The organism is Luethyella okanaganae, assembly GCF_042660285.1.
Lineage (GTDB): Bacteria > Actinomycetota > Actinomycetes > Actinomycetales > Microbacteriaceae > Luethyella > Luethyella okanaganae.
Genome location: NZ_JBHSTP010000004.1, coordinates 254901 through 279769 on the forward strand (window position 1 = coordinate 254901; position 24869 = coordinate 279769).

Here is a 24869-nt window from a genome sequence, read left to right on the forward strand (position 1 = left end):
GCTCGCCCGCTCAGGCGGCAGACCGACCTGCCGCATGATCTGGCTGGTCCGGCTGCTGCTGGCCCATCCGTTCTGGGTGCGCGGCAAGCGGATGCCGAAAAGGTGGGTTCTTCAGGGGGAATATGGACTACTCAACCCGCCGTGAAAGACCTTTCACCCCGAAGTAGATCAGCAGCACTGCACCCACGAGCGTGATCGCACCAGTGACGTAAGACCACCAGCCGGCCACATTAACAATGAATGTCACGCCAATGACAGCAACAGGAAGGCTGGCGAGTAGCATGGCCCAGCCGTAGGCGCGGGGCGTCGTTGTTCCTTCGGCGTCTAAGTCGCTACTCGCGGTCAAGAGTCTAACCATGTGTAGACGACCGGTTTGGATGACCACTTCGCCTCGGGGTCGAAGCTCACCGACCCCAAACTCTGGTCAGTGCTCGACAAGGCGATGACCATGTATGACCTCGCCGAGCACGTCGAGGAGAAGGCGATGGCACATCCGCGGCCTGCTCGAGTCGTAGGCAGACGATGGAAGCGACGCCAGGAAGGCGGCGGAGCCTGAGAGCGGACTCGAGGTCCGTCCGCCTGCATGGCCACGGTGGTTCGCCGTATTCATCCGCGCGCCCCGCCAGACTGTCTGGTGCAGAGCGCTAAACTCGGCGAACGCACAGCTTCTCGCTGAAAGGACGATCATGGTTCCTGAAATCAACTATTGGGCGGTTCTCCTCGCAACGCTCTCGAGCATGGTCGTCGGATCGATCTGGTACACGCCGAAGGTCTTCGGCAACTACTGGATGAAGGCGACGAACGTCACCATGTCCGGCAACACGAGAGACGCCGTCTGGCCGATGGTGATCACGGTGCTCGTGAGCTTCATCACAGCGTGGGTGCTCGCCGGTGCGGCGTTCATCGCCTGGGACTTCTACGGCGGCGGCTTCCTCGTGAACGCCCTGCTCACCGGCCTCATCCTCTGGGCCGGATTCACCGCAGCACGCTTCGTCACCCACGACGCCTTCGACAAACGCCCGAGCGGACTGACGATCCTCAACATCTCGCACGAACTCGTGACGATCGTCGTCATGGCGCTCATCATCGGCGTCTGGCCGCCCGCGGGATCGGTCTAGAAGACTCAGCCGCTGAGCCCGATCCGGGATCGGAAGGGCTTGTCGCCCTGCCATGCCCTTGCCCCGAGCTTCGCACGCTCTCGGCTTTACACGCGCTCGCTAGAGCGGCGAGGAGGTCTCCTCGGCACTCTGGAACCAGGGCGGGTAGACGGCGACCTTCTGCTTGTACCCGGCAGTCTGCAACACTCGTTTGACCGCCTCACGCACTTTGTCGTTCGCCACGCCGATCAGGCCCACCCGATCGAACGGGAACGACTCGCAGATGAGCACCTCGGCGCCCAGGATCGCGTCGGCCTCCTCGTCGACGCGGAGCCGTCGCAACATGCGCTCGGATTCGAGCCGAGTGGCAGCGAAGCGCGTGAGCGATCCTGTCGCATCGCCGTCGGTGACAGCGAACGTGGCCGATGCGGTTCCCTCGCCTGGGCGGGCCTCGATCGCCTGCCGAACAGTGCTCACCAGGATCACGAACTCGGATGCCGCATACCCGAGCGCCTCAGCCGTCAGCCGGGGGTCCTCGTGCCCTCCGCGGATGCTGTCCCAGACGCTCGCATTCGGCGAGAGAAAGAAGGGTACGAAGCCGGCGACACTCAGATCGTGCGCTGCGATCCGGGCCGCGCGGCGGGTTTCACGGCTGTCCTGTGACGAGATGTCGACCGCCGGGTTCGCCCCGGCCGGCTCGTCGGCGTTCGCCAATAGGCCGCCGACCCTCAAGATCCCCGGCAGGTTGTCGATATGGGTGATGTGGTAGATCCGCAGTTCCGCGACATCCAGCTGCGCCTGTGCCGCGGACCTGACCGAACCGGATCCGGACGCCGGCCTGGCCTCGCGCAGGGAGACAGGACGAGCTCGGACCGTTCGTCTCGCCGGGGTCGAACCCACGAGAACCTGAGGCTCAGACGGTGGAAAGCACTGCGCGCAGAGTCCTCCGTCGAAACCATGGATGCATTCGGTGCTCAAGAAGGCCTTTCGTCAGCATGGCACTCGCCGACTCCAAGCGCCAGGCTCGAACACCACTTTCCTACGTTACGGCGCTTTCGGCGTCTCGCGCACCAAATCGGTCACATGACCGCCGCCCGGTGCCCGGATCGTTACCGGCATGCCATCCGCCGCCCACCGATGGTTACGCTTGATCCATGCCCGATCACGACTTCGCGCACGAACCGGATGCCCGCCGCTACGTCATGAGAGAGGGCGATCGGCTCGTGGGGGTGCTCGACTATTCGATCCTCGGGAACACGATCGCTCTGACCCGAGCGTTCACCCAGCCGCCGTTCCGCGGCCACGGGTACGCCGCCGAGCTCGTGGAGTTCGCCGTCGACGACCTCGAGACGAGCACCGCCTACCGCATCGTTCCGAATTGCTGGTATGTCGCCGCCTGGTTCGAGCGGCATCCCGAGCACGCCGCTCTGCTCAGCCGCTGATCGCCGCCAGCGGTTCCGCTCGCCTTCGAAGCACTGTCGAATCGCGTAGGCGACCCACGAAATCTCATGCCAGCCGATGCAGGGCGGTTCGGTCATCCGATGCGGTCGCTGGCAGCCTGAGAACCTCACCGGCTCGGCGGCGCCCACGTTGAACGCGACGACCTGGTTACCCCTGGATCGCGACGTCGTCGAACATGCCCTACAGGTAGTCATCGGGAGGAAACCATCGTACGCCGGAACGGTGGCTGATCAGCTGGGCTCGCACCGACACGCCTTCCGCTCTGCAGGCGTCGCCGAGCGCGCTTGCCCAAGCACGGTCCGCCTGCGTTGACGCCTCGGCCAGTCGGCGCTCCCAGACGAAGATCACCTGAGCCGCGTCAGCCAGGTCGACGATCTCCTTGATCCGGGAGGCCAGGAGTTCAGCACGCCCACCGGCCGGGCTCGTCGGATAGTCGGCTACCGGCATGATGAGCGGCAGCTGTCTGTCGTCGCCGTCGATGAAGAGCATCCAGAACTGACGGCGGCACGCGCTCCCGATGAGGGCGGCGACTCGCGCCTCGACTTCGTCGTCGGTGACGATCGGCATGGACCTGGCTTCTTCTGCGCTGGGAAGGCTCATGCCCACGATGGTCCTGGGTGCCACCGCGCCTCCGGGCGGGCGAACCTCGATCTGTGCAGAACCCGCGGCGATCCCCGCCCTGTGGAGAACACCACCCTGCGCAGCGCCCGCCCGTATAGTGAACTCGGTAGACGCCGAGGTGCGAGCGGATGCCCTCATTGCCAGACCTTCTGGGGAGATTCATGACCGAGCCGACCACATGGCCACGCGTGCCCCTGGTGTCGCCCCGAGCCCGAGCGATCCTGGCCATCGGCGTCGCAGCGCTCACTGCGACGACGCTGAGCGGATGCGTCGCCCCGCCTCCGCCGCCCGTCACCATCGTCGTGACCCAGACACCGACCCCGAAGCCCACGCCTGTACCCGTGCCGACCGCGACATCGCTCGACCCACCGACGCCCGTCGAGATCGTCCCGAACGATCCGGCGCCGCCCGTCGTGGAGGGCCCGGCATCCGATCACGGACCGGCGGAAGGCGCAATGGGACCCACGACGAGTGACGCGAACGGCTCCCTGCTCAGCTATACGGTGGTGCAGGGCGACGTGTTCTTCAACATCGCGCAGCGTTTCGATCTGCCGCAGCAGCAATTGCTGCGCATGAACCCGTCGATCCACGGCCTCGGACTCGACATCTACATCGGAGACGTCGTCAACCTGGACTGGACCACGACCCGGTGAGCCGCGTCGGTGTTCAGACGAATGTGACGGCCGCCTGCAACCGCGTTCGCACCTCGAACAACTCGGTCCCGCCGATGCGAGCCGCCCCGGGGAGCCCGTCGCGCATGACGCCGGGAAGCCGCGACTGCTGGACGAGGGCGGTCACCGCGCCACGGGATCTGCCCAACACCTCCGGCGAGTCGAGCGCCGCGTCATCCGGAACCACCAGGAGCAGCCCCGTGAACTTCACCCTGGCCGCCCGGGAGATGGCGCGCGCCCGCATGGACAGCTCGTGCACCGGCTTCTCACCAGCGAGCACCTCGCCGACGAGCTCACCGCGCCGGGTGCGCACGACGCCACCCCAGTCCTCGCTCTGCACCGCGAAGAGGCCGGTGGGGCCGAGCACGATGTGGTCGAGCTTGGGTGGTGCACCGTGGCCTGCCGCCTCGGTGGCAACGTCGTGCCAGACGGTGAAGCCGATGCCGAGCGAGGCGAGCGAGCGAGCGGTCGCCTCCTCGCTCAACGCGTTGGCGAGCAGACGGCGGAGGTCGCGGGGCGCCGAGCGCACGAGCGACGCGTCGTAGGGATCGCCGATGGAGACACCGCGACCGGCCCACTCGCGCATGAGCACGAGGTAGCGCTCCCGGCTCCACCCGCCGGGATGCCCGTAGGAGCGGGCGGTGGGCCGGGAGTCCTGACGCGGCGGCCTGGCCGGCGGGGCAGCCCACGGCTGGGCGCCGGGACCGCCGCCGGACGATGCCGTCCCGCCGCGATCGTAGGCTGCTCGTGCCGACGGGGTGCCGATGCGCTCCCAGGCCACCTGCACGGCATGGAACCTGGCCGGATCGCCCCCTGTGTCGGGGTGGGTCTCGCGCAGCATCCGGCGATAGGCGCGTCGCAATTCGTCCTCGCCGGCGGTCGCGCCGACGCCGAGCACCTCGTAGGGCGTCGCCGAGATCGGGCTATCGTGCATGAGACTCTCTCGAAGCGGGTAAGTGGAAGCGGGCGGTCCTGCCGGATCGGCTCTCACCGCGGGTGAAGGCCGATCGTCAGGATCGAGGATAGAGAATACCGGCCGTGCGCGCGAAGCGGCTGAGAACCGTCGGCGTTCGCGGACGGCGGACGGCCGATCCGACTCGTCGGACCAGCGCTCAACGGTCGTCGGCGACCGCCCGAATCAGCATTGCGTCGTCGATGAAGGCCCCGAACGCCGCCGAGCAGCTCTTCCGTCAGCGCCGCTTCGTCGACCGCGAGCAGCCGGGCCAGCGCACCGTACCGGCATGGCTCGCGGGCGCTGCCCGTGCGGACGACCGCTGTTCGCGCGAGGTCGTCCGCACGGGCGGCGTTCGGCGCAGGCCTCTACGACGCTACGAGGTAGTCGCGCAGCACGGCAGCGTGGTTGACGACCGGATCACGCGCACCGTAAACGAGCGTCACCATCGGATGACGCTCCAGCACCTCGCGCAAGGTGTCGACGGCTCCGATGGTCGCGGCATCCGACTCGAGCTCGGCGCGGTATCTTCGCGCGAACTCCGCGAGGCGTTGCGGATCGTGGTTCCACCAGGAGCGAAGCCCGGGGCTGGGAGCGACATCCTTGAGCCATAGGTCGAGACGGGCCCTCTCTCGACTGATACCGCGTGGCCAGAGCCGATCGACGAGCACACGGAAACCTCCGTCCGGCGCAGGACCGTCGTATGCGCGTTCGAGATTGATGACCATACGACATCCTCACACCTCGGCCGTCGTCACGCCATCGCCGAAGCGTCGGCCGCCGACACCGCGCGTCGTTCACCTCCTGTCAAGGATCATCTGGTGCAATATGCATATACCGTGAGTGCGCGCAACGAAGAAGCACGCACTTCCGAGCGAACGGATGTTGTGTGAGAACACACACGGCCGAGTACCCGAGGCCTGAGCACTTCCTACTCCATGTGAGCGACACCCACCTGCTCGCAGGCGACGCGAGGCTCTACGGTCGTGTCGACAGCACCCGCTATCTGCGACTCCTCTTCGATGAGTTCGAGGCTTCTGGCGGTCGGCCCGAAGCGATCGTCTTCACAGGCGATCTCACCGATCGTGGCGAACCGGACGCCTACGAGCGGCTCCGGGGAATCGTCGAGCCTGCGGCGGCGCGCCTCGGTGCCCAGGTCATCTGGGTCATGGGCAACCACGACGACAGAGCCGCCTTCTACACCGGGCTCCTGCGCGAGAAACCGTCGACGATGCCCGTCGATCGGCTCTACGACCTGAATGGTTTGCGCGTCATCACCCTCGACTCGACGGTGCCTGGCAGGCATCACGGCGAGATCACGACCGCTCAGCTCGACTGGCTCACCGAGGAGTTGTCACGACCGGCCCCGCACGGCACGATCCTGGCCATGCACCATCCGCCCATTCCGAGTGTTCTGGACCTGGCCGCCTCGGTCGAGCTTCGCGAGCAGAGCAAGCTCGCCGCGGTGCTGCGCGGAACGGATGTGCGCAGTATTCTCGCCGGGCACCTGCACTACTCCTCGACGGCGACCTTCGCAGGCATCCCGGTGTCCGTCGCCTCGGCGACGTGCTACACCCAGGACCTCAACGTGCCGGTGGGCGGAACCCGCGGACACGACGGAGCTCAGGGCTTCAACCTCGTGCACGTGTACCCCGAGACGATCCTGCATTCGGTCGCGCCACTCGGCGACTTTCCGACGCTCGATCACATCGACGCCGCCGAGAGCGCCCGGCGGCTGTCCGAGGCCGGCATCCGGTTCCCCGCCCCGAACGTAAGCGCGCTCTCGGAACACGATCCGCCTACGACGCCGATTCCCGTTCCGGCATAGCCTCGAGCCCCGAGGATGCCGCGGCCTCGACTGCCGCGCCGGTGACGCCCTGCAGAGCCTTCCTCGCAGAGAGAACCTCGTTTCCGGCGTCCTTCTCCCACGGCGCCGGAAACGGAAAGTACTTCTCGAGGAAGTCGGTCACAGCCGCCGTGCGCTCCTCGATCGAGATCTCTGGCCTGCTGCCATCGTTCAGGCAGAACATGTCCTGGTCACGGCGCTCGAGAAGTCGTCGCATCGACGGCAGGGCCGAGCGCAACGTCGTCTCGATGTACTTGACCCTGGCCTGCGTCTGCACGACGGCGTGCCCGGTCATGAGGGCGTAGTAATGGTAGAAGGAGTTCGTCACCGAGATGTCTGTGGCCGAACGGAACCGGCTCATCGCCGTTCGCTCGAAGTCCTCCGTGAACTCACGTTCCATCGCGTCAAGCACATCGGTGCGCAGCGGTGCCGCACAGTGCTCGAGATGACGCGTCGTCACCTTGCCGAACCGTTCGCGCAGCAGACGCCGGTTCACGCGCGCAGCGTTCTCGAAGCCGCTACGGCTCGGATCGCTGTCGCCGAGGCCGATGCGCGTCGCCGCCTCGACGAACCTGGTCACGCCGCCCGGCGAGAAGAAGAGCTCCGGCCGCACAGGACGTCCGAAAAACATGTCGTCGTTGGAATACAAGAAGTGTTTGGCGATTCCCGGAATGTGATGCAGCTGGCTCTCGACAGCGTGCGAGTTGTGCGTCGGCAACGCATCCGGTTTCTGGAAGAAGTCCTCGCTGCGCATGATCGTGACCCGCGGATGCTGGGCGAGCCAGTCCGGTGCAGGTGAGTCGGTCGCGATGAAGATCCGTCGCACCCATGGGGCGAACATATGCACACTGCGCAATGCGTACTTGAGCTCGTTGATCTGACGGAAACGCGCCTCGGAGTCGTCGCCGTCGCCAACGACGTAGGCCCGCATGCGTTTCGCCCGCTCTCGCTGGAATTCCGCCGAAGAGCCATCGACCCAGGAGAAGACCATGTCGATCTCGAAGCTCACATCGCTCACGAGGTCGGCGAACATGTTCTCGAGGGTGTGCCAGCGCCGTCCGTAGAGTTCGACGGTGTCGTCGACTGCCTCTGAACGCGGCAATCGGGTGCGCATGAGCGCGTTCTCGACCGGTGCCACGATCTCGTCGTCGCCAAAGCGCCACAGCTCGAGCTGAAAGGCCGTCTCGGGCCCGTACCGCAGCCGACCGATCGGCTCGAGGCGCAGCCGGTAGACCCGGAAGACGGACGCCTTGCGCCGCGTCGACAGCACGCCGTCGGCGATCAACACGGCCGGTGCGCCGCCGTGGTCGAGCGTCTTGGCGTAGAACGGCTCGTTCGCGAAAGCGGTAGCGAGCGCAGCGTTCAGTTCCTTGCGCCGCCGTCGATCGACCGCGATCACGGGACGATCGTTGTCGCCGCGCACGAGCAGAAAGTCGATGCCTGCGGCGATCAGGGCCTTGCGCACGGCCAACAGGTCTTTGACCATCGACTCTTGCGGAGTGAAGTGCCCGGCGACGAGCGCGTATTCTCCGTTGCGCAGAACGATATCGTCGCGGACGAAACGTTGAGGGAGCACCTCGGAACCCGGAGCACGAATGACCGCCTCCGGCTCGCCACTCAAGGAACCGTGCTTCTCGCCCGGTTTGCCGCTCCGCCCGAAGCTGATCGGCACGGGCACCTCAACCTCATGTATCGCGTTCTGGCTGCCCGTCATACCGATCCCGCCCTTCTTCTGCCGCTTCTGAGAGTCCGCCGTCTGGTTTCGCCATCCCGCAGCTCGCTGGAACGACGGGCGTGTTCCACGATGCGACCACCGACGATCGGCCCCGCCAATATCCAGACCCGGGCGCGAAGCGGCCGGTGGATCACGGTGGCTCTGCCGGCTATTCTACGCGACGTGCACCGACGCCGATCGCGGAGGTCATGCGTCGAGCGCATTGGCACGGAAGACGGCTTCGGTACGACTCGAAGCGCCGAGCTTGCGCAGAATGGCCGAGACGTGAACACTCACCGTCTTGCCGCTGATGAACAGGCGTTCGCCGATCTGCCGGTTGCTGAGGCCTTGCGCGACGAGGTCGAGCACCTGACGTTCTCGAGCGGTGAGTTCACCGTGTGCGGGGTCCGTCCGCAGGCGTGCGACGGAAGCGGCACCGTCCAGCGCGAGCCCTGCCTGCGCCGCGACCCGCGCCGCCGCGTCGCTCACGAGTCCGATCCCGATCGCATCGGCGCTCTCGATTGCCAGCCAGAAGGTTCTCTGAGCAGCCGCGCGTTCGCCGCTCTCGAGTTGTGCCTGCCCCAGACGCAGCCGCGTGTACGGCAGCAGATAGGCGGGAGCCACGCTGGAAGCCGCGAGATCGACAGCGTTCTGCCACAGTGCGGTGTCCGTGCCGGTGCCAGCCTCGCCGCCCAGCTCCGCATCGAAGAGCGCGCTCCAGAGATCGAACGACGGCCAGAATCGCTCTCGTTCCAAGAGAGCTCGCAATCGAGGCTCCGCCTCTGAGGGGCTCACCGGCGCCGGTCCGCTCCCGAGAGCCGCCGGAACCCGGGAGACAAGCGGAGCGGCACGCATCGCCGGGAGGCGACGTGATGCGAATGCCGGCGGCGCAACCTGGCTGGCGAGTTGCTGCGCGCGCAGGGCGGCGAGCACGCGTGCCGCGAGCGCGAGCAGCGGCATGTCGTAGCCGGGAAGGGAACGATGCACCTCGGAGAGCAGAACGCTCGCCTCCGTCCACGCCTAGTCGAGATCACCCTGAGCGAGCGCGATCTCTCCCGCGACCCTGGCCACGCCGAGGCGTGTCTGCATCTCGACCTCGATGATGCCAGCCATCGAGCCGCGCAAGGAGCGAAACTGCTGCGCGGCCTCATCCGGATCGCCACGCCACAGCATCGCCCAGAGACGGTCCCGCTGCAAGTAGACCTTGAAGGCGAGTGGCGGGTCGAGGGCGAGTCCGCGGTCGATGAGGGTTTCGGCACGCTCCCACTGACCGAGGGCGAAGAGCGGGTCGACCGCGTTCGATGCGAGGATCACGCCGGAGCTGCGTTCGACACCGAGCTCCCGCGCTTTCGCGAGCCCGTCTTCTGCGAGTTCGACCGCCTCCTCGTATCGCCCGAGGAGATACATGACGTCGGAAGCGTTGACCCGGTGGCGCAGCGTCGCGCTACTGTCACCATCGGCGAGCACACGGGCGCGTTCGAGTTCGGCCAAGCCGTCCTCGATCTGACCGTTGCTCACACGCGAGACCCCGGCGATATTGGCCGAAATCGACGAGTAGCGCGCAGATCCGACCGCGACCGCCTCGATCAAGGCCGCCTCGGCCATCTCGATCGCCTCCCCGAGCCGGGCCTCGATCATGAACCGCCCGGCGAGCGAGGCGAGCAAGGTCGCGCGCATCTCGCCCGGGGTGCCGGGCGGCACGAGATCGAGCGCTTGCTCGAGCATCGGTATCGAGCCCGGCTTGCCCGCATTCGCGAGGTAGAACGCCTTGTCACGCAACAGCCGCGCATAGCGGAGGCCGTCTTCACGAGGGCACTCCTCGAGTGCGAGATTCACCATCGCGAGGGAGCGCTCCCCCTCACCCGCATTGCGTAGGTGCGACGCCGTGCGCCCGATGAGGTCGATCTTGTCCATGCCGGCGATCCTCTCAGCCTCCGGCACCTGCTCCCAGAGTTCGAGGGCACGCTCACCCATCTGGGCTGCGGTGCTGTAGGCGTAGGCGGCTCTGGCCTCCGACATGGCGAGAAGCGAGGCAGGGAAGGCCTTCGCGACGTGATGCGCCGCGATCCAGTGGTGGGAGACCTCGGCGGCTACCCGGCGTGTGCCGGAGTCGGCCTCGAGCGCTTCGGCGTAACGGGCGTGGAAACGCGCTCGCTCGCCGGGCACGAGGTCGGCGTGGATGGCCTCGCGCACCAGGGCATGCCTGAAGGAGTAGCTGTCGTCGTCTGCGAGGAGCACATTGGCGAGCACTGCCTCACGCGCGGCGGTGTCGAGTTCGTCGGACGTTCCGGCGTACACCCCGGCCAGCAGCTCGTGAGCGACGCTCACGCCGCCGGCCGAGACGAGACGCAGGAGGTGTTGTGTCGGTTCGCTCAGCCGCTCATACCGGGCGAGCAGCAGTTCGCGCAAAGTGTCCGGAAGCTCTTCGCGCGTGCTGCAGCCCTCGAGCCCGAGCAGCTCCTCCACGAAGAACGGAACGCCCTCGCTGCGCAGGAAGACGCTCTCGATCACCTCAGCGGGCGGGATCGCTCCGAGGATCGCCTTCGCCTGTTTGCGCACCTGGGCGCGATTGAGGCGTTTCAGCTCCCGACGTTCGATGCTGCGGCTGCGCTCGAGCTCTGAGAGGAAACCGCGAAGCGGGTGCCCACGCGACACGTCGTCGCTGCGGTAGCTGAGCACCAGGAGGATGCGTCCGCTGGAGAGCGCCCTGAAGAGGAATCGCAGCATGTTGAGGCTCGCACCGTCGACCCACTGCAGGTCTTCGATGACGACGAGCACGGGAGTATCACGCGAGAAGTTCTCCAACAGCACCGCGACGGCCTCGTGCAGCTGATCGCTGCTGGCGGCGATCGGATCACCACCTCCCGGGATCGAGCCCTGCCCAGCCGGGGCCGATGCACTGCCTTCAACAGCGGCGAGTTCCGGAAGGAGTGCGATGAGTGCGCCCTTGCCCGGTCCGGCGGCCGCGACCATCGTCTCGCCACCCACGGCCTCGACGAGAGCACGCAGAACGCTCTTGATCGGCGCATAAGGCGCTGCGACGGCGCCGAGATCGACGCACTGGCCTCTCAGCAGCAGCACGGATCCCGCGACATCCGCCTCGAACTCGCGAAGCAGCCGTGTCTTGCCGATGCCCGCCTCGCCGCCGATCACGACGGCGCGCGTCGCCCCCCGTGCGGCCTCGGCGAGCACCTCACGCAGCCGGGCGAGTTCGGAGTCTCGCCCGATCATGGTGGGGCTCGACGCAGATGTTGTCATTCGCCCATCGTGCCATGCGCAGCCGACGCTCACGACGGCGTGCGCCCGAGGGCTCCGGATGCCCCAGACGCATCCCGGGAGGACGACCCAACAAGCTCGGGTGGGCGCCCATGTCCCCCTAATGGCCGACAGATGAAATCGAAGTCCATAACTAGAATTTTGGGGCGCGCGGAAGGTGTCAGTCTTCGGCGGAGCACTGCATCCCAGCAAGGGAGTTCGGATGAATTTGCGCCAGAGCAAGTCAGTTTTCGCCCTGGGATGTGCATTTGTGACCACCACGCTGCTCGTCTTTGTGGGAGGCGCAGCCAACGCCGACGAACCGTCTGTGGGGGCTCAGGCCATATCGGCGATTGCTGCTGTTGCCCCGCACGTCCTTTCGAGCACCCAAGCAGTCCCGCCGACGTCTAGCAAGGACACCACGCTGAGCTTGGGAGGAAGTGACGAACCCGTAACGGTCCCTGCCGACGCTCAGGACGGCGTCACGCTGGGTGGCGTCGCTCAAACGAAGCTCATCGTCGGCTTGCCGAATGCCTCTCAGGCGTCGACAGCGGACACCGCACAGGGAGTGGCGACCTACGACAACAACAATGGCTCGTCGACGACCCTCGTGGTGAAGACCGACGGCTCCGTCCAGATCGCGACTGTCATCCAGGATCGCAACGCCCCGACACTCTACGAGTACTCGCTCGGCACCCCAGAAGGGATCGAGCTCAAACCGGGCCCCGATGGTGGAGTTGTCGTGTCAGACCCGACCGGACAGCCCATTGCAGCGATCTCCGCCCCGTGGGCGAAAGACGCGACGGGCGCAAACGTACCGACCCGATTCCGTATCCAGGGAACGTCTCTCGTTCAGGAGGTCGATCACATTGGATATGCCTACCCGATCATAGCCGACCCGCAGATCCTGTATTTCTGGTGGGGTCAAGCGGTCAAGTTCACCAAGGCAGAGACCAAATCAATCGGGAACGCGACCTCGGATGCCGGTGCGGTGGCGATTGTCTGCGGGTTGCTCCCCGCGGCGCTGGCGGTCGCGTGCGGAGCCGCAAGCTGGCTCGCGGTTGCCTACTGGATCGGACCTTTCCGAAGGGCCGCCGCACACGGAAACTGCGGACAGCTCAACCAGCCATATGTGGGAGTAATCATCGGAGGCCCCCTGACATGGCAGTCCTATGAGGTGAGTTGCTGAGATGGCTATAAAAGAGCTCTTGATCGACCTCGCGGTCACAGTCATCGTAGGCGGAGCGCTTGCGCTAATTCTCTTGGTCCTTGGAGCGCAACCGCCCGAGCTTGTCTACATCCCTATCGGGACTGCGCTCGTGTACTTCGCTGCCCAAACGTGGCGACGCAGGAAGAAAACAGACTAGTTCAGCCGCTGTCGACGATACTGACGGTCATCGCTGGCACGTAGAGCACCGGCGTTCTCGGCTGCCACCGCCCACAGCTTTGTCGAGGGGAGGACGACCGTGCGACCGCCCTCCCGCCGCGGCACGACCTTCAGCCCCGGCCGTCATCGATGCGCGACTCGACGCGACGGACGCCGGCTCAGAGCCCGCAGGATCCGGCAGACGCCACGAGCCGGCGCCACGGGCTCCTCGCCGTCCTCGGCGATGCGCTCGGCGACGACCCTGCGTCGTTCGAGGTCGCGCATCGCTTGCTCCGACTCATGTCTGTGAATGGTGAACGCTGTCAGATCCGCTGAGAACTGCACGGCATGCCTCCTGGACTCTCGTTTCGACGTGTCCAGACTCCTCGCTAAGGCATCTTCTGCGAATCGGGCGAATGCCCTATCTCGGTGGGGTGGCGCGACCGGCACCGTCTGAGGTGCGTCTTCGGCGGCTTCTTCGATCAGACGGCGAGCGCGAGGGCGAAGAAGACCGTCGCGAGGCATGCGGCAGCGGTGCGCACGTGATTCCAAGCCACCCAGCCCTGCAGGTAGTCGGCCCACAGACGCTGGCCATCCGGGGTGCGGGCGCTCGCCGCGTCGAGGGCGTTGTTACGCGGAACGTTGAAGACGATCGTAACGACGAAGACACCGACGAGGTAGACGAGCGCCCCGGCGAGCAGCCACGGCGAACCCGCCCGCCACTCGAGCACGGCAACGATTCCCAAGACGAGCGCGACGAGCGTCGTGACCAGGAACACGAGCAGGAACGACGAACGCAGGATCGTACGGTTGATCGACTGCATCGTGCGCATCCCCTCGTCGGGCGACAGCTCGCGGAGGGTGCGGACGACGAAGCTCGAGAACGGCATGAAGGCACCTGCGACGAGTCCGCAGCCGAGCACGGCCACGGTCGTGAGGATGTCGACCCAGGTCATGAGCTGGCGCCTTCGCCGATCGCCCACTCCAGGACGCGCGGAAACGGTCCGAATCCGTCGTCCATCGCGAGGTGTCCGCCACCGGGAACGATCTCGAAGGTGAGCGCGAGCGGGCGGGCGAACGCCACCTCGACTCCATCCGGGCAGTACGGGTCCTCATCGCCCGCGATGACGTGCGGTCTTCGCCGACTCACCGCGGCGAGCTGCGACGGCGACACCCGCGGCCAGGCGAACTCGGCGATCGCAGCGTGCGATTCGACGACGGAGCCGGCGGGCGGCGCCGCGAGCAGGACGCGCTCGACGGACGGCAGCCCCCCACGGGTCACGGCGTGCATCCAGAGCAGGCAGGCGAGGCTGTGACAGACGACGGTCGTCGACTGGGGTGATCGCTGCAGTTCGGCACGCAGCCGGTCGAGCCAGGCGTCGAGCGACGGCTCGTCCGGGTCCGGTAGCTGGGGATAGGCGACCTCATATCCCCGCCCGGCGAGCTCCCTCGCGAGCCAGTGCTGCCAGTGCCCATCCGGACGGCGGTTCTCCCAGCCATGCAGGATCAGGAATCGCGGGGTCACCATCGTGAGGCTAGCCCCTCGCTCGGCGCTTCGCGCGGCGTCCGGAGACGAGCCAGCCCGCCGCGAAACCCACCAGCCCGACCACGGCGAGTGCGAGCCAGAGCGGGGTACGCACGTCGATCCAAGCCAGGTCGATCGATGCCTGGTCACGGTTCTGCGCGATGAAGAGCACTGAAAGCAACACGAGTCCGATCCCGATCCACTGCTTCGGCCCTCGTCCGTACCACGGGCGCGCCGTGTCCTCGTGTCCGTCCTCTGACATCCGCTTCCCCTTCATGGCGTACATTGACCCGAGACTAGCGCCAGACCCGCGTGCTCGTCTCGAAGATCTCCCTCTGTGACTGGCGCGACCGACTGATGGCCTTTCAGCGAAGCCATCTCGCGTCGCGCCGGCAGCAAGCCGGCTTCGGCCGACTACAGCTCGGCTGCGATGAGAGCTCCGAGTCTCGCGATGGCGTCTTCGTTCCGGGAGTAATGCGACCACTGCCCGATGCGGGTGCAGTGGACCAGGCCGGCACGGTGCAAGGTCGCCATGAACTGCGATGCGGTGGATTGCGACACGTTCGCACGAGCCTGGATGTGCTTCAAACAGACACCGACCTCCTCAGCCGGCCTGTCCTGAGGCGGGAACGAAGCCGGGTCTTTCAGCCAAGCGAGGATCGCGGGCTCGATATTCGTGGGCTCGCAAGATACTCCGGCACATACTTGCCTGAGTCCGCCGAAGTGGATTTGCCCGGCGCCGACCCCCTTGGACAACCGTGAAGACAAAATCGCTCGATTGCGGATAAGCAGAGAAATGAATGAAACGTTGGTGGGGTAGAAGGCCTCGGGAGGAGTCCCTCGAACGCGTCGGCTCGACGCCGGGCGCGCTTCTGCCGGGGCAGAGTCGCTCAAGCATCCTTTGACAGCAGCTCCCGAGTTGATACTGATGTGGCAGGCTGCGCTGAGGTTTGCAGAGCGAGCCAGGAGACGATCAGCGCCGCCGCTGCGAATGCAGCTTGTGGCATCCAGGCAATCGTTGGATTCCATCGCGCGCCATGTGTGGCCAAAGCGATGCTGTAGATGAACGTAGCCAGAGTCGAGACGAGCAAGCCGATCAACAGGGAAGTGAGTGCGAAAATCAACCCTTCAAGTAGGGGCTGAATGCCGAGTGCTCCGCCTGGCGCGCCTAGGGATACCAGCAAAGCTGTCTCCCTGGATCTGCGCCGAGCGGCCGTGAAAATAGATGCTATCGATCCGGCAAGAGCGATCACGAGCGCTGGGAGGAACAGAACAAGTCCTTGCTGCTCCAACCGATCTAGAGTACCCGCCACCTGTCCTGTCGAACTGGACCAGGTCGCTGCAGCCCCAAAGTACGTACCAAGTAGCCCGCCAGCGACCGCAAAAGGCATTACTGTGGCGACAGCGATGTCTGAGTATGCGATGGCTGCGTGTCGGGCCAAAAACCATGAGCTCCCTCGTGGGCGCACGAGAGAAGTCCAACGAGCGATCGCCCACGGTATGAATCTGGGGGCAACCCAGGCGGCATCGATTAGGAGTAGCACGCCTAGAAGTATGGTCTCGGTTGATGCCGTACCATTCCCGGACGCGGTCGCAACGGAATATGCCAGACCGATGCTGGCCATGATGGTCACGCCAAACGCGACCCATCTGAATGGGCTGATTCGAGGCTGTTGTTGTGTCGCCTCCCTCAGCGCCTCAGCTGGTGGAATCCGGGAGGCGCGTATTGCGGGCTGAAGTGCGCCGAGCGCTGATGCACCGAGCGAGATGGCAACGGTGAGAACAAGAGACGGAAGCCCGAAAGCGGGGTCAAGATCGACTCTAATGTCAGTAGCCAAGAAGATGGCGCGAGTAGACCATCCCGAAAGCGGTACAGCTATTGACCAACCAACCAGGCTCGCGAGAAAGGCCATCGCGACAGACTGAAGCAAAATCGCCGACCCCACCTGCCAAGGCGATGCACCGGCCAACCTCCATTGCGCCAATCGAGGGCGCGATTCTTGGACCCTTGCCCTACCGACGGAGGAGAACACTATCCACGCTGGAATGAGAATCCCGGCGATGATCGTGAAAAGAACAATCTGCTGAAGTACTCCTTTTGCACCGGTTTGGCTAGAGAGCTGCGCCGCGTTGCGCGGGGTTCCGATCGTTGTCCAGAAGTCGAGGGCAAGTCCGAGGAAGACCGAGACCACGATCATAGAGACGACAGAGGTTATCGCCCCGCGTCGGTCTTGGCGCAGTTCCGCAAATGCGAGTCGGATCAACGAGAAACCTCGCCGGCAGCAAAAATGGCGGTGATTTCCGTGGCTGGGATAGGGAGACCGGTGTAGAGGATGTGTCCTGACCGCATCACAATTACCCGGTCAGCGCGCTCGGCTGCGACGAGATCGTGTGTCACAGTCACAACGGCCGCGCCGTTCGCGGCAATCCGCTTCAATTGATCGAACACAAACTGAGCGGTGACATCGTCAAGAGCCCCCGTGGGCTCGTCCGTCAGCAGTACGGCAGGCTCTGAGCAGATTGCTCGGGCGATTGCTACCCGCTGCTGCTCGCCGCCCGAGAGTTGCGAGGGGAGGCGCTTTCGCTTACTCGCAAGCCCAACAACCGTCAGCGCGGCGTCGACTCGGCTCACTTCAGGTCGTCGACCGTCGAGCCGGAACGGCAGCGCCACGTTCTCCCACGCCGAAAGTGAGTCAATGAGGTTGTAGTTCTGAAATACGAAACCCACGATCTTTCGATAAGCGCGTGCACGCGCCCGCGGGGTCAACTCGTTCAGGTTGACACCGTCTAGAAATGCCTCCCCAGATGTCGGCCGTTCCAGCCCAGCCAGGCAGTGGAGGAGGGTTGATTTTCCGCTACCAGAGGGGCCGACTATGACTGTGAAGTCTCCAGCGGCGGCCTCGAACGAGACACCGTTGAGCACCTGTGTGTGCGATCCGTCCGGGGCTGCGAATTCCTTGCTGACCGTGGAGGCCCGCACAGCTACGCCTTGGTTCGACGTCATCGAACTGCCGCCGCAATTTCCTCGGCATCTCGAAGCGCCTCCCTCACGCCGATAGCTTCTGCTACACCGGCGGTTGAGATTACGACCTCGTCGACTCCATCAGAGAGCATCATTTGAACACGTTCGGCAATGCCTGCGGGGTCCGCGAAAACAAACACTCCAGCTCCAATCAGAGAGTCCGCGTCATCGAACGGGGTGCCAACGCCCAGTTGGACGCCGGCCAGACTTAGTGCGTTCCGGTAGTGAGGTGCCCTTACATGCCGCTCAGTGGCGGCACGAGCCAAGAGACGCGCATTTCGACCCACTCTCGCCACCGCGACCGGCACAATCGCGACTTGACGACGGCTTCCGAGAGCTGGTTTCAGGGAACCGCGCAAGTACGCAGGCGGTATCAACCAAGAGATGCCAAAATCGCCGCTCCGCGAGACGGCTCGCGCCATCGCTAGACGAAGGACGCCTCCCCCGATCTCAATGTCCATATCATCTGGTTGCATAATGGCTTCCATGCCTACATATTGACCAGACGTAGAAACTTGACCAGACGTAGAAACGCGCCCGTGTCGAAGCAACTCGCGTGCTGCGGCCATCTGCTCCTCCACGACCTTTACCGGATGCTCCCATTCACGCCCCAAGAGGCTGCGTACAAGCTCAGGGTCTCCTGATCCGATTGCAATTTGCAACCGCTTAGGTGCCATTGCGGCGAGCGAACGGGCCAGAAGCGCCGTTTCGTACGCCGATCGAATCGGAGCGAGGGACACACCGATTCCAACCCCTATCGACAATCCCCTTGCCAAGATCCCTGCGAACATGATGTGCGTTTCGAGAAGGAACGACTCTCCTGCCCACAATGACTCGAAGTCGCTGTCCGCGACCAACGACGCCCATGGGACTGCCTCAACTTCACGCGCCGAGGCTTGGTCGTATCTGCTGGACCGTCTTGCCTGGACTCCGTCACGTGGTCTGCCTTGCGGTCGAGATGCCCTCGACATCGATGTTGGATAAGTCGTACCACTCTAGGGTAACTTCCGAAGACGCGTTTTCGATTTTTGAGGAATCCTCTCCATGGACGAGCCTGCATTTAAGCTCTACGCCGTGGAGAGTCCGTGCTTTTTCACCCTCCCGCCGAACGCCGACGAGCAGGTTAACCTCTATTCGGTCGAACTGCCCCCGACCTGGCGATTGATTCGAGAGTCGGAATGGACTCATACTCTGCCTCCAGGCGTTGAAATGCCTCGGCAGGGTTGGAAGGTGCACCTGAGCACGGTCCCGGACGAAGATCGGCTGCTGCTCGCTCGGGCATCTGCACTGCTTTTCGCCGCCGAGATACCCTTCAAGTTTCTGACTTATCCAGCGCGACTCCGCGCACGGCTCAACATCTGGCCAAGCTCTCCGACACGGAGCTGAGTGCGCGGATCAATACACACCTGACGCGGAGCTTTTTTCGGATATCACGGCTGTCGTCTGTGTCGGAGATCAACCGTCTTTGAATCCATCTCGCGCGTATCACCAACGGGTCTGCGGCGCGACTCGACTACAGCTCGGCTGCGATGAGAGCTCCGAGTCTCGCGATGGCGTCTTCGTTCCGGGAGTAATGCGACCACTGCCCGATGCGGGTGCAGTGGACCAGGCCGGCACGGTGCAAGGTCGCCATGAACTGCGATGCGGTGGATTGCGACACGTTCGCACGAGCCTGGATGTGCTTCAAACAGACACCGACCTCCTCAGCCGGCCTGTCCTGAGGCGGGAACGAAGCCGGGTCTTTCAGCCAAGCGAGGATCGCGAGACGGGTCGGATGCCCGAGCGCCTTGAAGACGGAAATCAACTCGTCGGGCTCGATCTCGCTCATGCCTCCATGATATCGGAATATCTTGATATTACGATAGTGTGCTATATGTTAGATCGTAAAAACACGATTTTACGATGAAAGGTGCATGATGGTCAGAACAGCAATGGTCGTAGGGGCTCGCGGAGTGATCGGCGGCAACCTCATCAGTCATCTCGAGCGCATCGGGGGATGGAACGTCATCGGTCTGTCACGGCGCGGCGGCCCGACCGCCGGCAGAGTCCGTCACATCGCCGTCGATCTACTCGATCGAGATGAGACGACCGAGAAGCTGCAGCACCTTTCGGAGGTCACGCACCTCTTCTACGCCGCATATCAGGACCGGCCGAACTGGGCCGAACTCGTCGCGCCGAATCTTGCGATGCTCACCAATGTGGTCGACGCGATCGAGCCGGTCGCCTCGGGTCTCGAGCACATCAGCCTGATGCAGGGCTACAAGGTCTATGGCGCTCATCTCGGACCCTTCGCGTCGCCCGCTCGCGAGAACGACCCGCCGCACATGCCGCCTGAGTTCAATGTCGCCCAGCAGCAGTTCCTCGAGCGGCGCCAGCCCGGCTCGACCTGGAACTGGTCGGCCATCCGCCCGTCTGTGGTGGCCGGCATCGCGTTGGGCAACCCGATGAATCTCGCGATGGTCATTGCCGTCTACGCGTCGATGAGTAAAGAGCTCGGCGTCCCCTTCCGCTTCCCGGGCAAGCCGGGCGCCTACTCGAGCCTGATCGAGATGACAGATGCAGACCTCCTCGCCAAGGCGACGGTATGGGCCGCGACGGATACCGCCGGCGCGAACCAGGCCTACAACATCACGAACGGCGATATCTTCCGCTGGAGCTCGATGTGGCCGAAGCTCGCGGCCTTCTTCGACCTGGAGGTCGCACCGCCGCTCCCGATGACGCTCGCCGACGTGATGGCCGACAAGGCCGAGCTGTGGGACCGGATGGTGCGCGAACACGACCTCGAACCGACTCCATACGCCGATGTGTCGTCCTGGCCGTTCGGAGACGCGGTGTTCGGATGGGACTACGACATGATCGCGGACGGCTCGAAGGCTCGCCGGGCCGGCTTCCACGAATACGTCGAGACGGAAGGGATGTTCCTGCGGATCTTCAACGAACTCCGCGACCGGAGGATCATCCCTTAGCCCTCACACCGCACGAGGCCGGCGGCGGCGAGGCTCTGCGGCAGAGAGGGAAGTATCCAGGCCGGGGCGGGCTCGAGAGTCGGGCGCGGCGCGCGCACGGGCTCCTGGTCCACGCCGAGCAGCGGACGTCACAGCGACGTGCCGCTGCTACGGCGCGACCGTCGGCTCACCGCATCGAACGGGGCCGGAAACCTCGCGTGCGTTACAGTGGACCCGACCCCCGGATCACGATTTGACCCGGCGAGCGCACCCCGGTCGTGGGGCGGCAGGTCGATCGTGAACAGCTCTATCGCGACTCCTGATCCAGCACCCACCGGAGGTCTCCGTGATCCGTCCCTCTCGTCCACTCCTCGCCCTCCCCGTCGTCGTCGCGCTCGGCCTCGCCGGCTGCGCGAGCCCGAGTGCGACGGTCGAGACGCCCGCGGCAGCCGCGCCGGACGCCGTCGTGAGCGTCGATAATTGCGGCACCGTCGTGGACTTCGACGCCGCGCCGGAACGAGTGCTCACGATCAAGTCGACGTCGACCGAGATGCTGCTCGCACTCGGACTCGGCGACCGGATCGTCGGAACGGCTTTCCAGGACGGACCCGTGCCCGAGGAGTGGAGCGCCGCAGCGTCCGGATTGGTCTCCGTCTCCGACAAGGTGCCGTCGCAGGAGGCCGTGCTCGAACTCGAACCCGATCTCGTCTACGCAGGCTGGGAGTCGAATTTCGCTGCGGACGGCGCGGGTGAACGCGCCTCCCTCGAGGCGCTCGGCGTGCACAGCTACGTGTCGCCCGCCGCCTGCAAGGAGCCCGGTTACAAGCCGGCGAAGCTCGATTTCGCGCAGATCTTCGGCGAGATCGATGAGGTCGCCACGATCTTCCGCACGGATGCCTCCCCCGTCGTCGATGCCCAGCAGAAAGTGCTCGCCGGCATCGAGCCGCTCACCGGCGACGTGACGGCGCTGTGGTACTCCTCCGGCACCGACACTCCCTACGTCGGGGGTGGAACCGGCGCGCCGCAGCTTCTCATGGAGACGGTCGGCCTGCGCAACATCGCCGCCGAGGTGCAGGACACCTGGACGTCGTACAGCTGGGAGGCCATCGTCGACGCGAACCCCGACGTGATCGTGCTCGTCGACGCCACCTGGAACACGGCCGCGAAGAAGATCGAGCTGCTCACCTCGAACCCGGCAACCGCCGGCCTCGACGCCGTCGTCAACAAGCGCTACCTCGTCCTGCCCTTCCCCGCGAGCGAGGCCGGGGTCAGGAGCGTCCCAGCGGCCGCCGACCTCGCCGCCCAGCTCGAGAAGCTCGACCTGCACACGTGATGCGGGCGGCACCGAACCCGATGACGCAGGCCCCGGACGACCGTCGGCCGGTGCCCGGGCCGGTCGTGCGCACGTCCCGCTCCCGCTCCCGCCTCACGGTCAGCGCCTGGAGCGTCGTCGCGATCGTCGCACTCGTTCTGTCGATCACGACGGCCGTCACGATCGGGCCCGCCGAGATCGGCGTCCTCGATGTCTGGCGGGCGGTCGCCCATCACCTCGGCTTCGGCGACGGCACGCTCGCCCCGCTGCAGGACGGCATCGTATGGCAATTGCGGATGCCACGTGTGCTCACCGCCGCCCTCGTCGGGGCCGGCCTGGCCCTCAGCGGCGCCGTCATGCAGGCGATCACCCGCAACCCGCTCGCCGATCCCTACCTGCTCGGCCTCTCGTCGGGCGCATCGATGGGTGCCGTCGCCGTGCTCCTGCTCGGTGTCGGCCTGCTCCTCCCCGTCGCCGCGTTCCTGGGCGCCCTCCTCGCGCTCGCAGGCACCCTGCTCTTGGCGGGGCGCGGCGGGCGCATCACTCCGACGAGGACCGTGCTGGCCGGCCTCGCCGTGTCGTCGCTGGCCGGCGCCGTCACGAGCCTCGTCATCTTCTGGACGGCCACCGGCGACTCCTACCGTGAGATCCTCAGCTGGCTTCTCGGTTCGCTGTCGGGCTCGAGCTGGCTCACGGTCGGGATAGCAGCCGCCGGATTCGCCGTCGCCGGGCTGCCATTGCTCCTCTCCGGCCGCATGCTCGACGCCTTCGCCTTCGGCGATACCGCTGCGACGTCACTCGGCGTCAACGTGCAGGCCGCACGCCTGTGGATGCTCGGCGGCGTCGCGCTGCTGACGGGAGCCATGGTGTCCGTCAGCGGCTCGATCGGCTTCGTCGGGCTCGTCCTTCCGCACACGGTGCGCTTGCTCGTCGGCCCCGGCCATCGGGCTCTGCTACCGTTGTCAGCCCTCGTCGGAGGGATCTTCCTCATCGGGGCCGACACCATCGCCAGGACCGCCTTCGACCCGCGCGAGCTCCCCGTCGGGATCGTCACCGCCCTCGTGGGCGCGCCGGTCTTCGCCATACTCCTCGATCGCAAACGGAGGATGACATGAACGCGCCGGCACTCGACGCGCGGCGCATCGCCCGGAGCGTCGACGGCCATCTGCTCATCGACGGCATCGATTGCACGGCTCCTGCCGGAACAGTCACCGCTCTCATCGGACCGAACGGCGCTGGAAAGTCCACGCTGCTGCACACGCTCGCGGGAATCGACCGTCCGAGCACGGGAACCGTCGGCGTGGGCGAAGACGACATCTTCCGGATGCCACGCCGCACGCGCGCCCGATTGCTCACGCTCGTGGAGCAGGACGCCGGAACGGATCTCGAACTGACCGTCGATGCGGTCGTCTCCCTCGGCCGCATTCCCCATCACGGGCTGTGGACGGCGGAAACGGCGCGCGACCGCGAAGCGGTCTGTTCGGCGCTGGAGCGCGTCGGCATGATGGAGTTCGCCGATCGCCTCTTCTCGAGCCTGTCCGGCGGAGAGCGCCAGCGCGTGCAGCTCGCGCGGGCGCTGGCGCAGGAGCCGGCGGTGCTCCTGCTCGACGAGCCCACCAACCACCTCGACATCCGGGCCCAGCTGGCGGCCCTCGAGCTGCTCGAGACCCTCGCCAACGACGGCATGACCGTGCTGGCCGCCCTGCACGACCTCGGACTCGCCGCAAGCTACAGCGAACGGGTGATCGTCTTGAGACAGGGGCGCGTCGTCGCAGCCGGGCCGACGCACACGGTACTCACGGCAGAGCTCATCCGAACGGTCTACGAGGTCGAGGCCGTCGTGCTGGAGCATCCGCTGACCGGCCGGCCGCTCGTCGCCGTCGACAGTGTTCGGAAGCGGAGTGGGGAGTTCGCCCGATGAGGATCGTGCTCCTGGCTGGCGGAGTCGGCGGAGCTCGTTTCACACGTGGCCTGCTCGATCATCTCGTCGCATCCGGCACCGCTGCCGACGTCACGGTCGTGGCCAACACCGGCGACGACATCTGGATGAACGGCCTGAGGCTCTGTCCCGACCTCGACACCATGATGTACACGCTCGGCGGCGGCATCCACGAGGAGCAGGGGTGGGGGCGCGCCGACGAGAGCCGCCGCGTCGCCGACGAACTCGACGCCTACGGCGTCGGAGTGGCCTGGTTCACCCTCGGCGACCTCGACCTCGCCACCCATATCGCGCGCACCCAGCTCCTGCGCGAAGGGAACAGCCTGAGCGCGGCGACGGCGAGGCTCTGCGCACGCTGGAAGCCCGGGGTCAGGCTGCTGCCGATGAGCGACGAACCGGTCGAGACCCATGTGCGCCTCGCCGGCTCCGACCAACTCATGCACTTCGAGGAATGGTGGGTGCGGTTGCGGGCAACAGTACCTGCCCAGGAGTTCGTGCAGTCGGGTGTCGAGGACGCCTCACCCGCTCCCGGCGTGCTCGATGCGATCCGCGACGCCGACGTGGTGGTCCTACCGCCGTCGAACCCGGTCGTGTCGATCGGCACGATCCTCGGGGTTCCCGGCATCCGCGACGCCGTGCGAGAAACCAGCGGCCGTGTCGTCGGTGTCTCACCGATCATCGGCGGCGCAGCCGTGCGCGGCATGGCGGCAGCGTGCCTCACGACGATCGGAGTCGCCACCAGCGCAGATGCCGTCGCCGTTCACTACGGCCCACGTTCCAGAGGCGGGCTCCTCGACGCCTGGCTCGTCGACGAGACTGACGCCGTGCTCGTGCCCGGGCTCGCCGCAGACGGCATCCCCTGCCGTGCCGTGCCGCTCTGGCTCCGCGACACGGCGAGCAGCGCCCGACTCGCCGCTGACGCCCTCGCCATGGCCGAGCGTGACTAGACGATGAGCGAAGAAAAACCACCCGAGACGAGCGCCGACAGGCGAAAGACCCCGAGTCTCGTATGGTCATCGGGGTCTTTCTGCATCTGACTTTCACATCAGGTGGTTCACTACACGATACGCCGATGCCCTGACGTGTCAAGACTCGGGAAGAACCTCACCTCGATGAGAGGTTGAGACTCACACGGCTCTGTAT

General features: G+C 65.6%; 30 protein-coding genes. 12 read left to right on the forward strand and 18 right to left on the reverse strand.

Annotation, left to right across the window (positions count from 1 at the left end):
- Positions 1-127: 127 nt before the first annotated feature.
- Entirely contained in the window at positions 128-346 is a 219-nt protein-coding gene (locus ACFQB0_RS15155; RefSeq protein WP_386733263.1) for a hypothetical protein, read from the reverse strand.
- A gap of 27 nt (positions 347-373) precedes the next feature.
- Between ACFQB0_RS15155 and ACFQB0_RS15160 the strand changes: the two genes are divergently transcribed.
- Both ACFQB0_RS15160 and ACFQB0_RS15165 read left to right on the forward strand, forming a co-directional pair.
- Positions 374-556: a hypothetical protein gene (locus tag ACFQB0_RS15160; protein ID WP_386733264.1), complete on the forward strand. Its 183-nt coding sequence runs from the start codon at positions 374-376 to the stop codon at positions 554-556.
- 130 nt (positions 557-686) lie between these two features.
- On the forward strand, positions 687-1118 hold the full coding sequence (locus ACFQB0_RS15165; RefSeq protein ID WP_386733265.1) for a DUF1761 domain-containing protein: 432 nt from the start codon (positions 687-689) through the stop codon (positions 1116-1118).
- 99 nt (positions 1119-1217) lie between these two features.
- Here ACFQB0_RS15165 and ACFQB0_RS15170 read toward each other — a convergent pair whose 3' ends face one another.
- Positions 1218-1997, reverse strand: a complete 780-nt coding sequence (locus ACFQB0_RS15170; RefSeq protein WP_386733266.1) for a DUF4433 domain-containing protein — start codon at positions 1995-1997, stop codon at positions 1218-1220.
- Between the two features lie 254 nt (positions 1998-2251).
- On the opposite strand from ACFQB0_RS15170, the gene ACFQB0_RS15175 reads away from it, so the two are divergent.
- Positions 2252-2539, forward strand: a complete 288-nt coding sequence (locus tag ACFQB0_RS15175) for a GNAT family N-acetyltransferase (protein WP_386733267.1) — start codon at positions 2252-2254, stop codon at positions 2537-2539.
- Between the two features lie 199 nt (positions 2540-2738).
- On the opposite strand, the gene ACFQB0_RS15180 is transcribed toward ACFQB0_RS15175, so the two are convergent.
- On the reverse strand, positions 2739-3158 hold the full coding sequence (locus tag ACFQB0_RS15180; protein ID WP_386733268.1) for a hypothetical protein: 420 nt from the start codon (positions 3156-3158) through the stop codon (positions 2739-2741).
- A 182-nt stretch (positions 3159-3340) separates the two neighbouring features.
- Here ACFQB0_RS15180 and ACFQB0_RS15185 point away from each other — a divergent pair, with 182 nt between their 5' ends.
- Positions 3341-3832 carry a LysM peptidoglycan-binding domain-containing protein gene (locus ACFQB0_RS15185; RefSeq protein WP_386733269.1) on the forward strand — a complete coding sequence of 164 codons (492 nt, stop codon included), beginning with the start codon at positions 3341-3343 and terminating at the stop codon, positions 3830-3832.
- A 13-nt stretch (positions 3833-3845) separates the two neighbouring features.
- On the opposite strand, the gene ACFQB0_RS15190 is transcribed toward ACFQB0_RS15185, so the two are convergent.
- Entirely contained in the window at positions 3846-4784 is a 939-nt protein-coding gene (locus tag ACFQB0_RS15190; protein ID WP_386733270.1) for a J domain-containing protein, read from the reverse strand.
- A 386-nt stretch (positions 4785-5170) separates the two neighbouring features.
- A complete protein-coding gene (locus ACFQB0_RS15195) occupies positions 5171-5530 on the reverse strand; it encodes a DUF488 domain-containing protein (protein WP_386733271.1) in 360 nt (119 codons plus the stop codon).
- 161 nt (positions 5531-5691) lie between these two features.
- Between ACFQB0_RS15195 and ACFQB0_RS15200 the strand changes: the two genes are divergently transcribed.
- Positions 5692-6630 (forward strand): phosphodiesterase, encoded by a 939-nt coding sequence (locus tag ACFQB0_RS15200; RefSeq protein WP_386733272.1) that lies wholly within the window; start codon positions 5692-5694, stop codon positions 6628-6630.
- On the opposite strand, the gene ACFQB0_RS15205 is transcribed toward ACFQB0_RS15200, so the two are convergent.
- The 3 genes from ACFQB0_RS15205 to ACFQB0_RS15215 all read right to left on the reverse strand — a co-directional run bounded on the left by ACFQB0_RS15205 (position 6602) and on the right by ACFQB0_RS15215 (position 11620).
- On the reverse strand, positions 6602-8362 hold the full coding sequence (locus ACFQB0_RS15205; protein ID WP_386733273.1) for a stealth family protein: 1761 nt from the start codon (positions 8360-8362) through the stop codon (positions 6602-6604). The genes ACFQB0_RS15200 and ACFQB0_RS15205 overlap by 29 nt on opposite strands.
- Positions 8363-8569: 207 nt before the next feature.
- Positions 8570-9349, reverse strand: coding sequence for a helix-turn-helix transcriptional regulator (locus ACFQB0_RS15210; RefSeq protein ID WP_386733274.1), 780 nt, complete (start codon positions 9347-9349; stop codon positions 8570-8572).
- Between the two features lie 33 nt (positions 9350-9382).
- Complete coding sequence (locus ACFQB0_RS15215) at positions 9383-11620, reverse strand: ATP-binding protein (RefSeq protein ID WP_386733275.1); 2238 nt, start codon at positions 11618-11620, stop codon at positions 9383-9385.
- 268 nt (positions 11621-11888) lie between these two features.
- On the opposite strand from ACFQB0_RS15215, the gene ACFQB0_RS15220 reads away from it, so the two are divergent.
- Complete coding sequence (locus tag ACFQB0_RS15220) at positions 11889-12806, forward strand: hypothetical protein (protein WP_386733276.1); 918 nt, start codon at positions 11889-11891, stop codon at positions 12804-12806.
- 321 nt (positions 12807-13127) lie between these two features.
- Here ACFQB0_RS15220 and ACFQB0_RS15225 read toward each other — a convergent pair whose 3' ends face one another.
- From ACFQB0_RS15225 to ACFQB0_RS15265, 9 genes are all read right to left on the reverse strand, one after another.
- A complete protein-coding gene (locus ACFQB0_RS15225; protein ID WP_386733277.1) occupies positions 13128-13268 on the reverse strand; it encodes a hypothetical protein in 141 nt (46 codons plus the stop codon).
- Between the two features lie 197 nt (positions 13269-13465).
- The gene (locus ACFQB0_RS15230) at positions 13466-13939 is read right to left on the reverse strand and encodes an anthrone oxygenase family protein (RefSeq protein ID WP_386733278.1); all 474 of its coding nucleotides are present in this window, start codon (positions 13937-13939) and stop codon (positions 13466-13468) included.
- Entirely contained in the window at positions 13936-14508 is a 573-nt protein-coding gene (locus tag ACFQB0_RS15235; RefSeq protein WP_386733279.1) for an RBBP9/YdeN family alpha/beta hydrolase, read from the reverse strand. The genes ACFQB0_RS15230 and ACFQB0_RS15235 overlap by 4 nt, the downstream gene beginning before the upstream one ends.
- Before the next feature lie 10 nt (positions 14509-14518).
- Complete coding sequence (locus tag ACFQB0_RS15240) at positions 14519-14770, reverse strand: DUF1049 domain-containing protein (RefSeq protein ID WP_386733280.1); 252 nt, start codon at positions 14768-14770, stop codon at positions 14519-14521.
- 152 nt (positions 14771-14922) lie between these two features.
- Positions 14923-15069, reverse strand: a complete 147-nt coding sequence (locus ACFQB0_RS15245) for an ArsR/SmtB family transcription factor (RefSeq protein ID WP_386733281.1) — start codon at positions 15067-15069, stop codon at positions 14923-14925.
- A 329-nt stretch (positions 15070-15398) separates the two neighbouring features.
- The gene (locus ACFQB0_RS15250; RefSeq protein ID WP_386733282.1) at positions 15399-16706 is read right to left on the reverse strand and encodes an FtsX-like permease family protein; all 1308 of its coding nucleotides are present in this window, start codon (positions 16704-16706) and stop codon (positions 15399-15401) included.
- Positions 16707-16768: 62 nt separating this feature from the next.
- A complete protein-coding gene (locus ACFQB0_RS15255; RefSeq protein ID WP_386733283.1) occupies positions 16769-17488 on the reverse strand; it encodes an ABC transporter ATP-binding protein in 720 nt (239 codons plus the stop codon).
- Positions 17489-17508: 20 nt separating this feature from the next.
- Positions 17509-18501, reverse strand: a complete 993-nt coding sequence (locus ACFQB0_RS15260; RefSeq protein WP_386733284.1) for an LLM class flavin-dependent oxidoreductase — start codon at positions 18499-18501, stop codon at positions 17509-17511.
- Positions 18464-18766 carry a hypothetical protein gene (locus ACFQB0_RS15265; protein WP_386733306.1) on the reverse strand — a complete coding sequence of 101 codons (303 nt, stop codon included), beginning with the start codon at positions 18764-18766 and terminating at the stop codon, positions 18464-18466. Before ACFQB0_RS15265 ends, ACFQB0_RS15260 begins: the two co-directional genes overlap by 38 nt.
- Between ACFQB0_RS15265 and ACFQB0_RS15410 the strand changes: the two genes are divergently transcribed.
- Positions 18692-18916, forward strand: a complete 225-nt coding sequence (locus ACFQB0_RS15410; protein WP_449280272.1) for a class III lanthionine synthetase LanKC N-terminal domain-containing protein — start codon at positions 18692-18694, stop codon at positions 18914-18916. The two genes, ACFQB0_RS15265 and ACFQB0_RS15410, sit on opposite strands and share 75 nt — an antisense overlap.
- Before the next feature lie 127 nt (positions 18917-19043).
- Here ACFQB0_RS15410 and ACFQB0_RS15270 read toward each other — a convergent pair whose 3' ends face one another.
- Positions 19044-19358 carry an ArsR/SmtB family transcription factor gene (locus ACFQB0_RS15270; RefSeq protein ID WP_386733285.1) on the reverse strand — a complete coding sequence of 105 codons (315 nt, stop codon included), beginning with the start codon at positions 19356-19358 and terminating at the stop codon, positions 19044-19046.
- Between the two features lie 85 nt (positions 19359-19443).
- On the opposite strand from ACFQB0_RS15270, the gene ACFQB0_RS15275 reads away from it, so the two are divergent.
- From ACFQB0_RS15275 to cofD, 5 genes are all read left to right on the forward strand, one after another.
- Positions 19444-20496, forward strand: coding sequence for an SDR family oxidoreductase (locus ACFQB0_RS15275; protein ID WP_386733286.1), 1053 nt, complete (start codon positions 19444-19446; stop codon positions 20494-20496).
- Positions 20497-20821: 325 nt separating this feature from the next.
- Positions 20822-21808, forward strand: a complete 987-nt coding sequence (locus ACFQB0_RS15280; RefSeq protein ID WP_386733287.1) for a putative F420-0 ABC transporter substrate-binding protein — start codon at positions 20822-20824, stop codon at positions 21806-21808.
- Between the two features lie 20 nt (positions 21809-21828).
- Positions 21829-22902, forward strand: a complete 1074-nt coding sequence (locus tag ACFQB0_RS15285; RefSeq protein WP_386733288.1) for a putative F420-0 ABC transporter permease subunit — start codon at positions 21829-21831, stop codon at positions 22900-22902.
- Positions 22899-23708 carry an ABC transporter ATP-binding protein gene (locus tag ACFQB0_RS15290; protein WP_386733289.1) on the forward strand — a complete coding sequence of 270 codons (810 nt, stop codon included), beginning with the start codon at positions 22899-22901 and terminating at the stop codon, positions 23706-23708. Before ACFQB0_RS15285 ends, ACFQB0_RS15290 begins: the two co-directional genes overlap by 4 nt.
- The gene (gene cofD, locus ACFQB0_RS15295; protein ID WP_386733290.1) at positions 23705-24673 is read left to right on the forward strand and encodes a 2-phospho-L-lactate transferase; all 969 of its coding nucleotides are present in this window, start codon (positions 23705-23707) and stop codon (positions 24671-24673) included. Before ACFQB0_RS15290 ends, cofD begins: the two co-directional genes overlap by 4 nt.
- Positions 24674-24869: the final 196 nt, after the last annotated feature.

Bases quoted from the DNA above. Each gene is read 5' to 3' on its own strand.
- ACFQB0_RS15165 (WP_386733265.1), top strand. From the start codon at position 687: ATGGTTCCTGAAATCAACTATTGGGCGGTTCTCCTCGCAACGCTCTCG.
- ACFQB0_RS15175 (WP_386733267.1), top strand. From the start codon at position 2,252: ATGCCCGATCACGACTTCGCGCACGAACCGGATGCCCGCCGCTACGTC.
- ACFQB0_RS15180 (WP_386733268.1), bottom strand. From the start codon at position 3,158: ATGAGCCTTCCCAGCGCAGAAGAAGCCAGGTCCATGCCGATCGTCACC.
- ACFQB0_RS15185 (WP_386733269.1), top strand. From the start codon at position 3,341: ATGACCGAGCCGACCACATGGCCACGCGTGCCCCTGGTGTCGCCCCGA.
- ACFQB0_RS15190 (WP_386733270.1), bottom strand. From the start codon at position 4,784: ATGCACGATAGCCCGATCTCGGCGACGCCCTACGAGGTGCTCGGCGTC.
- ACFQB0_RS15195 (WP_386733271.1), bottom strand. From the start codon at position 5,530: ATGGTCATCAATCTCGAACGCGCATACGACGGTCCTGCGCCGGACGGA.
- ACFQB0_RS15205 (WP_386733273.1), bottom strand. From the start codon at position 8,362: ATGACGGGCAGCCAGAACGCGATACATGAGGTTGAGGTGCCCGTGCCG.
- ACFQB0_RS15215 (WP_386733275.1), bottom strand. From the start codon at position 11,620: ATGACAACATCTGCGTCGAGCCCCACCATGATCGGGCGAGACTCCGAA.
- ACFQB0_RS15225 (WP_386733277.1), bottom strand. From the start codon at position 13,268: ATGCGCGACCTCGAACGACGCAGGGTCGTCGCCGAGCGCATCGCCGAG.
- ACFQB0_RS15230 (WP_386733278.1), bottom strand. From the start codon at position 13,939: ATGACCTGGGTCGACATCCTCACGACCGTGGCCGTGCTCGGCTGCGGA.
- ACFQB0_RS15240 (WP_386733280.1), bottom strand. From the start codon at position 14,770: ATGTCAGAGGACGGACACGAGGACACGGCGCGCCCGTGGTACGGACGA.
- ACFQB0_RS15250 (WP_386733282.1), bottom strand. From the start codon at position 16,706: ATGATCGTGGTCTCGGTCTTCCTCGGACTTGCCCTCGACTTCTGGACA.
- ACFQB0_RS15260 (WP_386733284.1), bottom strand. From the start codon at position 18,501: ATGTCGAGGGCATCTCGACCGCAAGGCAGACCACGTGACGGAGTCCAG.
- ACFQB0_RS15270 (WP_386733285.1), bottom strand. From the start codon at position 19,358: ATGAGCGAGATCGAGCCCGACGAGTTGATTTCCGTCTTCAAGGCGCTC.
- ACFQB0_RS15275 (WP_386733286.1), top strand. From the start codon at position 19,444: ATGATGGTCAGAACAGCAATGGTCGTAGGGGCTCGCGGAGTGATCGGC.
- ACFQB0_RS15285 (WP_386733288.1), top strand. From the start codon at position 21,829: ATGACGCAGGCCCCGGACGACCGTCGGCCGGTGCCCGGGCCGGTCGTG.
- ACFQB0_RS15290 (WP_386733289.1), top strand. From the start codon at position 22,899: ATGAACGCGCCGGCACTCGACGCGCGGCGCATCGCCCGGAGCGTCGAC.
- cofD (WP_386733290.1), top strand. From the start codon at position 23,705: ATGAGGATCGTGCTCCTGGCTGGCGGAGTCGGCGGAGCTCGTTTCACA.